Here is a 13,230-nt window from a genome sequence, read left to right on the forward strand (position 1 = left end):
ATCCGGTGCAGAGCTAAGAGGCTTGGTTCCATCATGCTTCCCAGCTCCTTCTCAGCTTCACGGAGTTCTCTGTGTGGGGCAGCTATGATGTACTCTTCTCTATTGGCGCTGTGTCTTTTTTTCATCACGATCTTCAGCTGAATTGTTATATATTGTACTGCCGCTCGATCAAAGCGTCAATGTTTTTTTATGTTAATCCGCATAAATCATTTTTCTAGTCATGCCACCATCAACAACCAAATCTGTACCGGTCACAAATTGATTGTCTTCATCTGTTAAATAAAAACAAGCTTTCACAATATCCTTTGGCGTGCCGACTCGATTGGAAAGATGCTGCTGATGGTCAACTTCTCGAAGACTTTTCTCATCCTTCGTTTCAATCCACCCAGGGGAAATGCTATTCACCGTAATGTGATCCTGACTAAAAGAAACCGCCAAGGCATGAGTAAGCGCGGAAATCCCGCCTTTTGATGCAGCATAAGCTTCCGTATGAGGCTCTGACATGGTCGCACGGGTAGATGAAATGTTCACAATGGAACCGCCTTTTGGATTCTCTTTCATATAACGCGCTGCTTCTCTAGCACATAAGAAAGTCCCTCTTACGTTTGTATGCAGGACATGATCCCACTCATCGACTGTTAACTCATAAGGCGATGCTGTGCACATGACGCCTGCATTATTGATGAGAATATCAATCGTTTTGCAGCGCTCCACTGCAAACGACATTAAGCGCTGAATATCCTTCTCCTGTTTCACATCCGTTTTGATAAAATAAACTTCATAGGACTCTTTTCTCAGCTGCTCCTCCAAACGCTTCCCCTTCTCTTCATCTATATCCGCAAGCATCACACGCGCCCCTTCTTTTGCATAGCCGCAGGCGATCGCTTCACCAATTCCATTGGCTGCGCCTGTGATGATGACGGTTTTTCCTTTAAAATTCAGCATTTGATTGATTCCTTTCTATGACTGGTTTGAATGATTTACTTTTACCCTTTCCTGAAAAGAGCAATCCAGTCATCTACCTCTATTGATTCTATTTGATCCTCTGTCATTTTCAATCTATAATATTGCTTTATTTTCTCGTTAGCATCTAACAAGTATTCTGTAACAATCTCTTCTTCCTTTAAATTTTTCGTTGTTCGCTTGACCCATTCCTGAAAAGGATAACGTTTTTTTCGTTCCATTGATCTCACTTCTTTTAATCCCTCTTCTAAAAACAATTTCCCCCATTGTTTTGTCGATAGACAGGAGACATGACTTGGGTCTCTCAATCGTTCTAGCTCATTGATAAATAGTGCAAGCTCTTCATCATTTGGCGAAACATTATCAATAAAGAAAAACAGACCATTTGACTTTAATACACGAGATGCCTCTTTGGCAAACTGTTCAGGGTGCGGGAAATGGTGTGCTGCAATTCGGCATGTGACCATATCAAATGTGCCATCTAAAAAAGGAAGGCTCTCTGCATCCGCTACTACATAAAAAATTTGTGGATACGCTTTTAAATGAAGTGATGTATGAGAAAGCATTTCTTTCGTTAAATCCGTCGCAAACACTTGTTTCACATATGGAGCCAGTGTTTTTGCGGTATGCCCGCCACCAGTTGCTATATCGAGAACGACCCAGCTTTCTTCTGGAGCTGCCCATTCAACAATTAGATCTAGGTCTGCTCCCTTTGCATGAGTTTGACTCGTCACATACTTTTCTGCATTTCTCCCAAATTGTTCTATAACTCTTCTTTTGGCTTGATCTGTATTCATCTGATTCCTCCCCTTTGAAATAGATTGGATTTTCCACAATAAAGAGCCGTCCCATTTTATTGAGCGGCTCCTTTCATGTTAAAAGTTTATCGAGAAAGCATCCCGTGCGGGTCAATCACAAATTTCTTCGCCACACCCGAATCAAAGTCACTATATCCTTTAGGAGCTTGATCAAGGTCAATGACGGTCGCATTGACGGCTTTGGCGATCTGTGCTCTTCCGCTTAAAATGGATTTCATTAGACTGCGATGATATTGCATAACAGGGGTTTGACCTGTCACAAAGGTATGAGCTTTCGCCCAGCCAAGTCCAATTCGCACTTTCAGAGAACCGACTTTTGCATCGGCATCCACTGCTCCTGGATCTTCTGTGACGTAAAGCCCTGGAATTCCAAGCTTGCCGCCAACTTTAGTAATATCCATAATTGTATTTAAAACGGTCGCTGGTGCTTCTCCCTGATCTCCATGACCCGAAGCTTCAAAGCCAACACAATCGACAGCACAATCGACTTCTGGCTCCCCTAAAATATTCGTAATTTGTTCGCCGATTCGATCATGTTTTCGTAAATTGATCGTCTCGCAGCCGAAGCTTCTTGCCTGCTCCAGTCTTTGCTCATTCAGATCTCCAACAATCACAGCAGATGCGCCAAGAAGCTGAGCCGAATGGGCTGCTGCAAGACCTACTGGGCCAGCACCTGCAATATATACGGTCGAACCAGGCTTTACTCCTGCCGTATAAGCACCATGAAAACCTGTCGGGAAAATATCGGAAAGCATTGTCAGATCAAGGATTTTTTCCATCGCTTGATCTTTGTCTGGAAATTTGAGCAGCTGAAAATCTGCATATGGAACCATGACATACTCGGATTGACCGCCAACCCATCCGCCCATATCTACATATCCATAGGCAGAGCCTGGACGGTCCGGGTTTACATTTAAGCACACATGGGTCTTTTGTTCCTTACACATGACGCAGCGTCCGCATGCAATATTAAACGGAACGGACACGAGATCTCCTTTTTGAATAAATTCCACATCTCGCCCAACTTCAACGACTTCACCTGTAATTTCATGACCAAGGACAAGTCCTTCAGGTGCAGTCGTACGCCCTCTTACCATGTGCTGATCACTTCCGCAAATATTCGTCGTCACTACTTTTAAAATGACGCCATGCTCACATTTGCGCCCCACATTGGCTTTAGGTACACCCGGGCCATCTTTTAAGACCAAATCAGGGTATCCAATATCCTCAACTGCTACTTTTCCTGCTCCTTTATAAACGACACCTTTGTTTCCCGACATGATTTCATTCCTCCCTTTTGTTTAAAAATGAAGTCTCTACAATTTTCTCTATTTCTAAAGCAATTTCCTTCTTCAAACCGCACATTATGTGAAAAAGAAGGAGGTACATGTCTACATGAGAAAGAAAAATGTGTCTTCCAGTGAAATAAAAAAGAAAATATTGAAAAAAAAGCTAAACTTTTGCAGAACGGTGTCGATATAAGAAATAAGCCAGACAGGTATCCTTAATCGACAAACAAATTCCTTATATATACTATCATTCCTTACACACCTGGCTGGCGCCTACCTTACATACAAAAGGCTCTTCTGATGAAGAGCCTTTATTTATTTTTACATTCAATTGCAGACAAAGAGGCTCCTCTGACGAAGAGCCTCTTTTTGAGTGCTTGTTCATTACCTGGGAAATATTTTCATCATTTTAAAGCTTTGATACAGATGTATGTATCATAGTGATAAACCGAGACTTCTCTAAAGTGATATGCTGAAAACAGATGGCTGATCTCTTGTTCACTGTACGATGAAAAAGATGTTGACCGTTTTTGTTCCTTTATCAGCTCCTGCTTTTGAAAAGATAAAAATACTTCACCATCCACTTGAAGGACGCGGTACACTTCCTTCATAACTTGCTCAATATCCTTCAAGTAATAGATCGTCTGCACCGTAAATAATTTATTGAATGATCTGTCTTCAAAAGGTAATTGCTCAGCCTTACCAAGCGTAATAACGGCTTTGTCCTGTTCCGCAAGCTTCTTATGTTTTCTTTTTGCATATTTAATCATATGACGAGAGGCATCCACTCCATATACTTTTCCGCGGTCAAGTTTTTCTGCTACCTTTGATAAGGTGATGCCTCTTCCAGTCCCAATTTCTAAAATTCGGTCATTTTCCTGTATATTTAAGAGTTGAAGCGTCCATTCATTGATATTATGATGATTTTTTTCCATATAGCGGGCAACCCATTTTGAGAACAAGCCTTTTGGTTCTCTCATTTGTTTCCCAATCCAGCTTTGAATCAATGTTAACACCTGCTTTTCACCAGTAAATATAACTATTTACAAATTTTCTTACTTTTCATATCGGCTCTCACCTAACAAAAATTAAGACCTAGTCCTAATTTATTTGTCCTTTATAAGACGCTCCTTTTCAGAAAATGTTTCGCAGAAAGTGAAAATTTTTTGACCTGAATAGGCGTTTTCATTATTTGTGCTCAGATTGATTTCGTTTTCTGCATGAGCTGCATAATTTATAAATGTATCTTGATAAGATAAAGGTGGTGCTAGATTATGGGCTTTGGCGGTTATTCTGGAGGCTACTGCGGTGGCTACGGTGGCGGTTTTGCAGGCGGATTCGCATTGCTTGTTGTACTGTTCATTTTGTTGATCATCATTGGTGCAAGCTGGATTTGCTAATGTAAAAGGAGCAGGAAACCATGACGTTTCCTGCTCCTTTTCTTTAATACCAATAAGTCCGGTATTGATACATATAACGTCTGAGCATTTCCTCTTGCTCTCTTTGCATGCGGTATGGATTGCCGTACCCGTGCTTTAAGGAATGCGGAATAGATGCATATCCGTGCCCCACAGACGGAAATCTCATATATGGTGACATCGACATTTATTGATCACCTCACAATCTCCTTTTACGGTTATCATATGTGCAGGTGATCAATGTGGAGCGTGTCTAAACCTGGTCCTTCTCCCTCGTATAACAATCAAGCATGGCAAGCATCATAAACATGTCAATCTCCTCCTTTTCACTTTTTTCATTTCCTGTTTTAGTTCATATACTTTAGTTGTTTCTGTTTCATTTCTTCATAAAATGTTTCGACTTCTTGTTCGTAAAGAACAGTCTCAATATCCTTGTATTTACGTTTGATCGTCAATGTAATAAAAAATAAATGGATTGTCATATACGCTCACCTCCCTTCAGTTCGCAGCACGCGAAATAGCCCGCAGATCTTCTTTATCAGTTGACCTGCGGGCACACAAAAATACAGCTCAAAAGACATTGTCTTCCAACCTGCAATGGATGATACGTGTGAAATCCTCGTTTACTACTTAAACAGTTATAAAGCGTGCACCGTATAAGGCAAAGGAAGAACACGAACTCTTCCACAGGCTGATGACATGATGAAATTGTTGGTTGAATTGATCACAAGTAGATACGAATAACATATTCTTCAGCCTCCTTTACGTTTTTTTAATTACTTTGTAAGTATATCCAGCAAGCACCATTTTGTAAACCTGTTTTTAGTAATATAGATGATTTTTGTGTTTTTGACTAAATTTCTACAGTTATTCTTGTCCGATTGTCCAATACAATGAAAAAAGCCCCTCAGGCACATGAGGAGACTTTCGAATTAATCTTCATCTAATTCTTGCAGTTTCTTTTGAAAGAAAATCGCACGTTTAACACAAACAAAAGCTGCTAATAAGAAAACACAATCTATTCCCATCATCAGCATTTTTGGAGATGCTTCGATGTGCTGGTTCGGTAAGATCGTACCAATATATAAAAAGGTGCTGACAGCAAGCAAAATAAAAGCGTACTGCTTGTAATCTGTCACTAAATCACTCCACTTTTTCTTCACTTGTTTCACCTTCCAGTTATCAATGTCTATTCATAGCTTAACATAGTGAGAGAAAGCGAGGAGCATGTAAATCTATCCATTCGCCAGCGCGCTTAGTCCTTGCTTGATATCATGTAGTAAATCATCAACATCTTCAATCCCAACGGAAATACGAATTAAACCATCTGTGATGCCAAGCTCCTCCCTGCGGTCTTTTGGAATGGACGCATGGGTCATCCGGGCAGGGACAGAAATTAAGCTTTCAACAGCTCCAAGGCTTTCTGCGATCGTAAACAGCTTTAGCTGGCTCAAAAATACATCAACATGTTCTTCTTTTCCAATATCAAAAGAGATCATTCCACCGAAGCCAGATGCTTGTGTTTTCGCAAGTTCATGGCCAGGATGAGTACCGAGACCTGGATAATAAACACGTGTGACAGCTGGATGTTGCTTTAAAAACTCAGCGATTTTCTGTGCATTTTGTTGATGTGCTTCCATTCTTAGCCCAAGTGTTTTCATCCCTCTCATGAGAAGCCATGAATCCTGCGGTCCAAGAATTCCGCCTGTCGAGTTTTGAACAAAGTGCAGTTCTTCTCCAAGCTCTTTCGTCGCTGTGACGACAAGCCCGCCCACAACATCACTATGACCGCCTAAATATTTAGTCGCACTGTGCAGAACAATGTCCGCACCATATTCAATCGGCTTTTGGAAATACGGTGTGAAAAATGTATTATCGACAATCATCAAGATGTTGGCTTCCTTTGTCAATTCGCCGATCGCTTTTAGATCCGTCATTTTGAGTAAAGGATTGGTTGGTGATTCAATGTAAACGGCTTTTGTTTCAGGTAAAATGGCTTTTTTCACCGCTTCAGGATCACTTGTGTCAACAAAGGTTGCAGTAATGCCAATTCGGTTTAGCACCTTTGTGATGACGCGGTAGGTTCCGCCGTACACGTCATCTGTCAGGACAATATGATCCCCGCTGTTAAACAGCATCATCACCGCCGTAATGGCTGCCATTCCTGAACCAAATGCGTAACCGTTTGCTCCTCCTTCAAGATCACGAATGACTGTTTCCAGTGCGGTTCTTGTTGGATTTGCTGTTCTGGAGTATTCATACCCCGTATGTTCGCCTGCTTTTGGCTGCTTATACGTGCTCACTTGGTAAATAGGTACAGACACGGCGCCTGTTCTTTCATCACCCGTTGTTCCGCTGTGAATCATCATTGTTTTTGGTTTCATTCTATTTTCCTCCCTCATAAATTCCTTTACTTAAATATCGCTCACTGCTGTCAGGAAAAATGGTGACAATGACTGTCCCAGGTGCTGCTTTCTTTGCTTCCTCTAAAGCGGCAAATAAAGCGGCACCAGAAGAGCTGCCGATGAGAACACCTTCTTTTTCAGCTGCTTCTTTCACCATTCGAAACGCATCATCATCACTGACAGTGTAAATCTCATCGAATAAAGCCTGCTCCATATAATCTGGGATAAATTCAAGACCAATTCCTTCCGTTCTATGCGGGCCCGGATCCCCACCATTTAAAATTGACCCTTCAGGCTCCACAACAACCGTTTTTAACGACGGATGCTGCTCTTTTAAATAGGCGGCACAACCTTGAAAAGTCCCGCCAGATCCTGCTCCTGCGACGAATACATCGATATTCTCTTTTAAGTCGGACCATAATTCCGGACCGAGCGTTCTGTAGTAAGTCAATGGATTTACTTGGTTTTTAAATTGTAAAACACAATAGGCATTGTCAAGGCTTGCCTCTAGTTCAAGGGCTCGATCAATCGCACCCTTCATGCCTTCATTTCTTGGCGTATGAATAATCTCTGCACCGAGCGCCTTCATCACCTGTTGTTTTTCTTGACTAAAATGTTCTGGTACACAAAAAATGGTCTGCAATTGATGCTTTCTTGCACTTAGGGCAAGCCCAATTCCTGTGTTTCCAGCAGTTGCTTCAATAATCGTTCCGCCTGGACGCAGTTTGCCAGATGCTAATGCTTCTCTGATGAGCATATCACCTAAACGATCTTTAATACTTCCACCTGGATTCATCATCTCAAGCTTTGCATACACCTCAACGCCTTCTGGGACGCCAATCCCTGACAGCTTTAAAAGCGGTGTGCGGCCAATTAATTCGGTAATATCCTTTATGACAGCCATATAATTCCCTTCCTTTGCATGGAAAAGAAGGGGGAAACCCCTTCTTTTATTGTGTTTGCTTTATCATACGCAAGACAAGGTCGGTTGAGTGAATCGCTGCTTGCTCAAGGAATTGATCAAAGGAGATATTGGATTCTTTCCCTGCAATATCTGATAGCGCACGAACGACAACAAATGGCGTACCAAAGAGCTGACAGACCTGTGCAACAGCTGCAGCTTCCATTTCCACCGCATATAGCTCTGGAAACTTCTCTCTTACAAACGCTACACGATCCGGATCATTCATAAATGAATCTCCTGTTGCAATCGTTCCTTTTGCCACTTGAATATGATCGATCTCTAAAGCAGATTCCTCTGCAAGCTTCACAAGCTTTTCATCCGCAATGAAAGCAGCTGGAAGTCCCGGCACTTGTCCATATTCGTAATCAAAGATGGTCACATCTACATCATGATGTCTCACATCAGTAGAGATGACAATATCACCTACATTTAATGAGTGATGGAAACCGCCAGCAGATCCTGTATTGATCACATAATCTGGCTGAAAGCGGTCAAGCAGTAATGTTGTGCTGACCGCTGCATTTACTTTTCCAATCCCTGATTTTAATAAAATCACTTCTTTATCTTCATAAACACCTGTTGTAAATTCACACCCAGCGATGTTTTCTTGTGTAGCATTCTTTAGTTGATCTCTTAAAATCGTCACTTCTTCTTCCATTGCACCTATAACTGCGATTTTCAAAACAAAAACATCCTTTCATTCCCTTTTCTTCGCTTCTACGATCCAAACAAAATCATTCATTTGATGAAAGGATGTGCTAAAACCTTCTTCTTCAAAGATTTCCTTTAGCACATCAATGGATGGATAATATTCCGTTTCTAAATCCTCTGCAAGCTGATCGAACCCTGCAGCTCTCGCTTTGTCGATTTCAGCTTGATGTGCTGCTTGATTTTGAAACATTGTATCAGCAAAGACTATTTTACCATCTGAGTGAAGGATGTTGCTATAGGTGTGAATGGCTTGTTTTTTTTCTTCATCCGTTAAATGGTGGAATGCATATGAGCTGACGATCGTATCCGGCTCAAAAGGCGGCGCTGGAAATGATAAAAAATCCCCATCATGAAGTATATTTGGTATTCCTTTTTGAAGAGCTGCTTTCTTCATGGCATCTGATGGTTCAACACCAAACACGTTTTTATCAGCTGCAAGCAGGAGCGCTGTTAGATTCCCCGTACCGCTTCCAAACTCAAGAACATATTGGCCTGAACGGCGGGTAATTTCTTTTAAAATAGCCGGATACCGGCGAAACACTTCTTTATACTGCTCGTCATGACCACTCACCGTGTCGTCATAAGAGTCAGCCCAATGATCAAATAAAGAAAGAAATTCACGTCCCATTTTCTTTCCCTCCACTTTATCTTTTTATTCCTATGCGTATAGTATGTTTTATTCCGTCGAACAGTTCCTATCCTACCACAACTTCTGTTTCTTTCCTACTAAAAAATACTGGGAGAGGTAGAAAAATATTTGCCCTTCTGAGGGAGAGAGATTAAGATGAATGAAGAGTATAGAGAGGTGAATCAAATGGATTTTCAGCTGGATTTTTTAAAGGATAAAATTGAATTTTTTGAAGCAACATCTTTAAAAGAACTTGAACAAAAGATCCAAAAACAAATTGAACATAATCAGGCGATTCTGCTGACCGTTCATTCTGTCAGTCATCAAACGACTGTGATCGATGAGCGGATTTTGTATACAGCAGTTGTTCATTTTAAAGCGAATGTCTAAACAAAAAAAGATAGCAAATATGCTATCTTTTTTTCGTGTTTATCTTAATTTTTCAACCTTCACAGGTTTCCAGCCTTTTTCATCTACCCACGTAATTTCCACGCGGTAGCGTTCACCTGTTGATTTATCACGGATGGTTCCTTTTGCATCTTGAGGACCTCCGTTATTTCCTAACCAAAGAACGGTCATTTGATCTTCTGAAATTCCTGTCGCATAGGACATGGCTTTGATCATTTCTTTCCAGTCTGTTGAGCTCGAATCATAGGTTGCTGTATGTGAACCGGATTGCTCTGTTCCTACAGGCTCCCAGTCATCGTTTTCGTATGTTTTGTCGACGTCACTTGTTTTGCCGCCGTCTGTTTCTTTGGCGTCTTTTAACGCATCTTTATTAGGTTTTTCTTCATCATCTATCTTCTTCGTATCGTCGTCTTGATCAGACGAATCATCTTTTTTTGCATCTGAATCATCGGATGTGTCTTTCTTTGGATCTTTCACATCTTCTTCTGAGTTTTGTTTATTTTCACTTGTTGCAGGTGCCGTTTTAGATGGCTCTTTCGCTACATCTGGATCTTTCGGCTTATTAAAAATTAACAAACTCGATGCGACAACCAAAATAAGCACCACAACGATACCAATTAATATGTTAAGCACCATATTTGCCTTTCTGCGCTTATCACGATGTTCAAATCGAGAATTTCTACTCAAAATCTCTGCACTCCTTTGCCTCTGTTCCCTAAGTCGTTTCTATTCTAACATGTCATGTAGGGATGTTCTATGTCTGTTTCTTTTCAATTTCATTGACCTTTTTTACAATATCATAAAACGCATCATTTGTCTTAGCCCGGCCACTTGTCTCGTCAAGGTGAACAACGACAAGGGCGTATTTTGGTTTTTCTACCGGAAAGTATCCAGCAAACCACTTATGATAAAGCGGATTCCCCTTTTTGTCTTGACCGCCGGTTTGGGCAGTACCTGATTTCCCCGCTACTTTGTATGGCAAATCTTGAAACCTTCTTCCGGTTCCCTTGTCAGAGGTCACCACCTGTCTTAAGAATTTTTGCAGCTTTTGAGCTGTATAGCGGTCTATGCTGCCCCCTTCAGGCCGTTTGTTTTGAAAGGACAGCATCGTTGTTCCGTTTTGATACAGCACTTTTTCTGCGATTTTCACTTCTTTTCGTTCTCCTCCTCTTGCAATCGCAGCCATCATATTCGCGATTTGCAGAGGAGTCGTTTTGACATTTTTTTGTCCTATTGCGGTTTGTGCAATGGCTTTTTTGACATGCTTGTCTCTTTTATCTCCCCACACACTGCCTGTTTCTTCACGATCAAACTGTTTGAAGTGCTGCTTATGATAGACATCCCCTTCCCAGCCAGTTCGATCTAAGAGTCCAAGCTTTGCAGCCGTCTTTTCGATGATTTGATCATCTGTTTGAATGAGCCTTTCAGCAAGTGTCGCAAAGGTATAATTGCAGCTCTCTGAGAAACTGTCCGTCAGATTTAGCACTTCCTGTTTTCCTTCCGGCTCTCCATATAAATTCTTTCGACAGTCATACATGGTTTGTGGCTGGTTAAGGTTTTTTTCGATTGCTGCGGCAAGCACAGCCGTTTTAAAGACAGAGCCAGGTGCAATAGCTGTCAGCATGTAATTTCTTGCCTCATGCCGGTTTTTGCTTGTGACATTTGGGGTACTCGCCATCGCCAGCACACTGCTTTTTTCAATGTCGAGCAGAACGGCACCGCCTTTTTCAACGCCTTGTTCTTTGAGCACCTTTTCCATTTCAGCCTGCATGTCCTCATCTATTGTTGTCTGTACCTGAAGTGGATAAAAGGAATGAGCTTCTGCTGTATATTTGACGTCCATACCGAACAAAGGGTTTCCCCTTCCGTCCACATGATATAACAATTTTGTGTCTTGCTCGGGTAATAGAAATTCGTCAAAGGTGCTTTCCAGCCCAAATGTGCCGATTTCAGTACGAATGGAAAGCTCTTTTTTGTCAGGATAACGCTTTCTCAATAGTTCTGGATTCTCGCTTGTGAAACCTAATGTGTGGAGGGCAAGTCTTTTTTTGTCCTTCTCTTTCATATATACGCCGTACACACCTGAATATTTCATATCATTGATGTCTTTCAGCTTTTTTTTCGAAATGTCATCTTTTAAAATGAGCGGTTTTTTCGTTTCTGTTAACTGTTTTTTGAGTTCATTCTCTTCCATCTCAAGAATTGAGGCAGTTTGCTGCAAGCGCGGAAGATCATATTGCAGGAAAGGAAATAAGATAACCGCGGGCTGTTCTTTTGTAAGAAGTGCTTGGCCGTTTCGATCTAAAAACTCACCGCGTCCGTCTGAAATGACGACTTCTTCTGTTCGCTGTTTGACACTTTCTTGTATTAAATTGATATCAAGCTTTGAAAACGATTCTGTGAAGAACAGCTGAATTTCTGCCAGTCTCATCAGAAGACCGAGAAATAGCATAAAAATAATCGCACCTGTCCATTGAATTCTTCTTTTTTTGCGCATAAAAACACCTCGTCCCTATTGTGGACGAGGTGTTTACGTGATAAACGTGATTATGAAATTTTTACAATTTGGACGAACATTTCTCCGCCAGGTGTTTGAACGGTTACTTTGTCGTCTACTTGTTTACCTAAAAGGCTTTTTGCAATCGGTGAATCGTTTGAAATCTTGCCTTCAAACGGATCAGCTTCTGCACTTCCCACAATGGTGTAAGACTCTTCTTCGCCGTCTGGTAATTCAACGAATGTCACCGTTTTACCAAGTGAAACAACATTTGAATTTCCTTCATCTTCGATAATTTTGGCATTACGAATCATATTATCAAGCGTTGTAATACGGCCTTCTACAAACGCCTGCTCTTCTTTAGCAGAATCATATTCCGAGTTTTCAGAGAGGTCTCCAAAACTTCTAGCGATTTTAATACGCTCTACAACCTCTTTACGTTTAACCGTTTTCAAATGTTCAAGCTCTTCTTCTAATTTACGCTTTCCTTCTTCTGTCATTGGAAATACTTTCTCTTGTGCCATGAATCATTCACTCCTTCTATTAATCCTCATCATACAAACTTTCTGCACGTGAGTGACGACTGAAATATACAAGAATGAGGACATGTTCAGGCCCTCATTCCTTCTGTCCCATATTCGTAAAAGTCCATCTTACATGGCGTCCCTTTTAGATGCAACTATTATGCCTTTTATTAGACAGGACCACTCCGCAGCGGTCTAAAATCGCACAAACTGTGGAAAGGCACAGGAAGCTCCTGTACCTCGTTCGGCCATTTCGATCATATGTAGAAGAATAGCTTACCCATTCTCCAACTTCCAATACATAATATGGTCAGTGTACGATATGTCTATGCTATATTATTACAAAATTGCATTTTGATCAAGAATTGTTTGAAAATTTGTGATGATTTGTTTGTCGTTTTTTTAATATACTTTTTCAACTTCATTCTTTCGCTATGTTGTAGTGATTTCTCCATCTCTTCTTTTCTTCATTGTTTTATTATCATATCAAACCCTCAAGATTCTTTCTGAGATTGATGCTTTCATAAATGTTCACATATAATTAACAAATATTAACAAGGAAATATTTGGTTTTTGTTGAATTCTATCAATGCAAGACCAAATAC

General features: G+C 40.9%; 16 protein-coding genes. 2 read left to right on the plus strand and 14 right to left on the minus strand.

Annotated elements, in window-relative coordinates:
- Positions 1-192 precede the first annotated feature (192 nt).
- The 4 genes from NST59_RS12155 to NST59_RS12170 form a co-directional block, all read right to left on the minus strand.
- A complete protein-coding gene (locus NST59_RS12155; RefSeq protein WP_144464272.1) occupies positions 193-942 on the minus strand; it encodes a glucose 1-dehydrogenase in 750 nt (249 codons plus the stop codon).
- Between the two features lie 44 nt (positions 943-986).
- Entirely contained in the window at positions 987-1,760 is a 774-nt protein-coding gene (locus NST59_RS12160; protein ID WP_106025823.1) for a class I SAM-dependent methyltransferase, read from the minus strand.
- Positions 1,761-1,846: 86 nt separating this feature from the next.
- Positions 1,847-3,061 (minus strand): formaldehyde dehydrogenase, glutathione-independent, encoded by a 1,215-nt coding sequence (gene fdhA / locus NST59_RS12165; protein ID WP_024423097.1) that lies wholly within the window; start codon positions 3,059-3,061, stop codon positions 1,847-1,849.
- A 413-nt stretch (positions 3,062-3,474) separates the two neighbouring features.
- On the minus strand, positions 3,475-4,077 hold the full coding sequence (locus NST59_RS12170; protein WP_039183230.1) for a class I SAM-dependent methyltransferase: 603 nt from the start codon (positions 4,075-4,077) through the stop codon (positions 3,475-3,477).
- A gap of 267 nt (positions 4,078-4,344) precedes the next feature.
- Here NST59_RS12170 and NST59_RS19165 point away from each other — a divergent pair, with 267 nt between their 5' ends.
- Positions 4,345-4,470, plus strand: coding sequence for a YjcZ family sporulation protein (locus NST59_RS19165; protein WP_008342643.1), 126 nt, complete (start codon positions 4,345-4,347; stop codon positions 4,468-4,470).
- Between the two features lie 43 nt (positions 4,471-4,513).
- Here NST59_RS19165 and NST59_RS12180 read toward each other — a convergent pair whose 3' ends face one another.
- From NST59_RS12180 to NST59_RS12210, 7 genes are all read right to left on the minus strand, one after another.
- Positions 4,514-4,675 carry a hypothetical protein gene (locus tag NST59_RS12180; protein WP_155267112.1) on the minus strand — a complete coding sequence of 54 codons (162 nt, stop codon included), beginning with the start codon at positions 4,673-4,675 and terminating at the stop codon, positions 4,514-4,516.
- A gap of 160 nt (positions 4,676-4,835) precedes the next feature.
- Positions 4,836-4,970 (minus strand): YrzI family small protein, encoded by a 135-nt coding sequence (locus tag NST59_RS12185; protein ID WP_064497892.1) that lies wholly within the window; start codon positions 4,968-4,970, stop codon positions 4,836-4,838.
- A 450-nt stretch (positions 4,971-5,420) separates the two neighbouring features.
- Positions 5,421-5,651 (minus strand): YrhC family protein, encoded by a 231-nt coding sequence (locus NST59_RS12190; RefSeq protein WP_034279976.1) that lies wholly within the window; start codon positions 5,649-5,651, stop codon positions 5,421-5,423.
- A 72-nt stretch (positions 5,652-5,723) separates the two neighbouring features.
- On the minus strand, positions 5,724-6,872 hold the full coding sequence (locus tag NST59_RS12195; protein WP_039180222.1) for a bifunctional cystathionine gamma-lyase/homocysteine desulfhydrase: 1,149 nt from the start codon (positions 6,870-6,872) through the stop codon (positions 5,724-5,726).
- A gap of 1 nt (position 6,873) precedes the next feature.
- Positions 6,874-7,797 carry a PLP-dependent cysteine synthase family protein gene (locus NST59_RS12200; RefSeq protein ID WP_144490360.1) on the minus strand — a complete coding sequence of 308 codons (924 nt, stop codon included), beginning with the start codon at positions 7,795-7,797 and terminating at the stop codon, positions 6,874-6,876.
- A 46-nt stretch (positions 7,798-7,843) separates the two neighbouring features.
- Complete coding sequence (gene mtnN / locus NST59_RS12205; RefSeq protein WP_024423101.1) at positions 7,844-8,539, minus strand: 5'-methylthioadenosine/S-adenosylhomocysteine nucleosidase; 696 nt, start codon at positions 8,537-8,539, stop codon at positions 7,844-7,846.
- Positions 8,540-8,554: 15 nt separating this feature from the next.
- A complete protein-coding gene (locus NST59_RS12210; protein WP_059374690.1) occupies positions 8,555-9,196 on the minus strand; it encodes a class I SAM-dependent DNA methyltransferase in 642 nt (213 codons plus the stop codon).
- Between the two features lie 186 nt (positions 9,197-9,382).
- Between NST59_RS12210 and NST59_RS12215 the strand changes: the two genes are divergently transcribed.
- On the plus strand, positions 9,383-9,586 hold the full coding sequence (locus NST59_RS12215; RefSeq protein ID WP_024423103.1) for a YrzA family protein: 204 nt from the start codon (positions 9,383-9,385) through the stop codon (positions 9,584-9,586).
- A 39-nt stretch (positions 9,587-9,625) separates the two neighbouring features.
- Here the strand turns inward: NST59_RS12215 and NST59_RS12220 are convergent, their stop codons facing one another.
- The 3 genes from NST59_RS12220 to greA form a co-directional block, all read right to left on the minus strand.
- Positions 9,626-10,291 (minus strand): DUF1510 family protein, encoded by a 666-nt coding sequence (locus tag NST59_RS12220; RefSeq protein ID WP_247544498.1) that lies wholly within the window; start codon positions 10,289-10,291, stop codon positions 9,626-9,628.
- 67 nt (positions 10,292-10,358) lie between these two features.
- The gene (locus tag NST59_RS12225) at positions 10,359-12,101 is read right to left on the minus strand and encodes a peptidoglycan D,D-transpeptidase FtsI family protein (RefSeq protein ID WP_341040645.1); all 1,743 of its coding nucleotides are present in this window, start codon (positions 12,099-12,101) and stop codon (positions 10,359-10,361) included.
- A gap of 50 nt (positions 12,102-12,151) precedes the next feature.
- Positions 12,152-12,625 carry a transcription elongation factor GreA gene (greA, locus tag NST59_RS12230; RefSeq protein WP_047202506.1) on the minus strand — a complete coding sequence of 158 codons (474 nt, stop codon included), beginning with the start codon at positions 12,623-12,625 and terminating at the stop codon, positions 12,152-12,154.
- Between the last annotated feature and the right edge of the window lie 605 nt (positions 12,626-13,230).

The organism is Bacillus sp. FSL R5-0439, assembly GCF_038008805.1.
In the GTDB taxonomy this organism is placed as follows: Bacteria; Bacillota; Bacilli; order Bacillales; family Bacillaceae; genus Bacillus; species Bacillus safensis.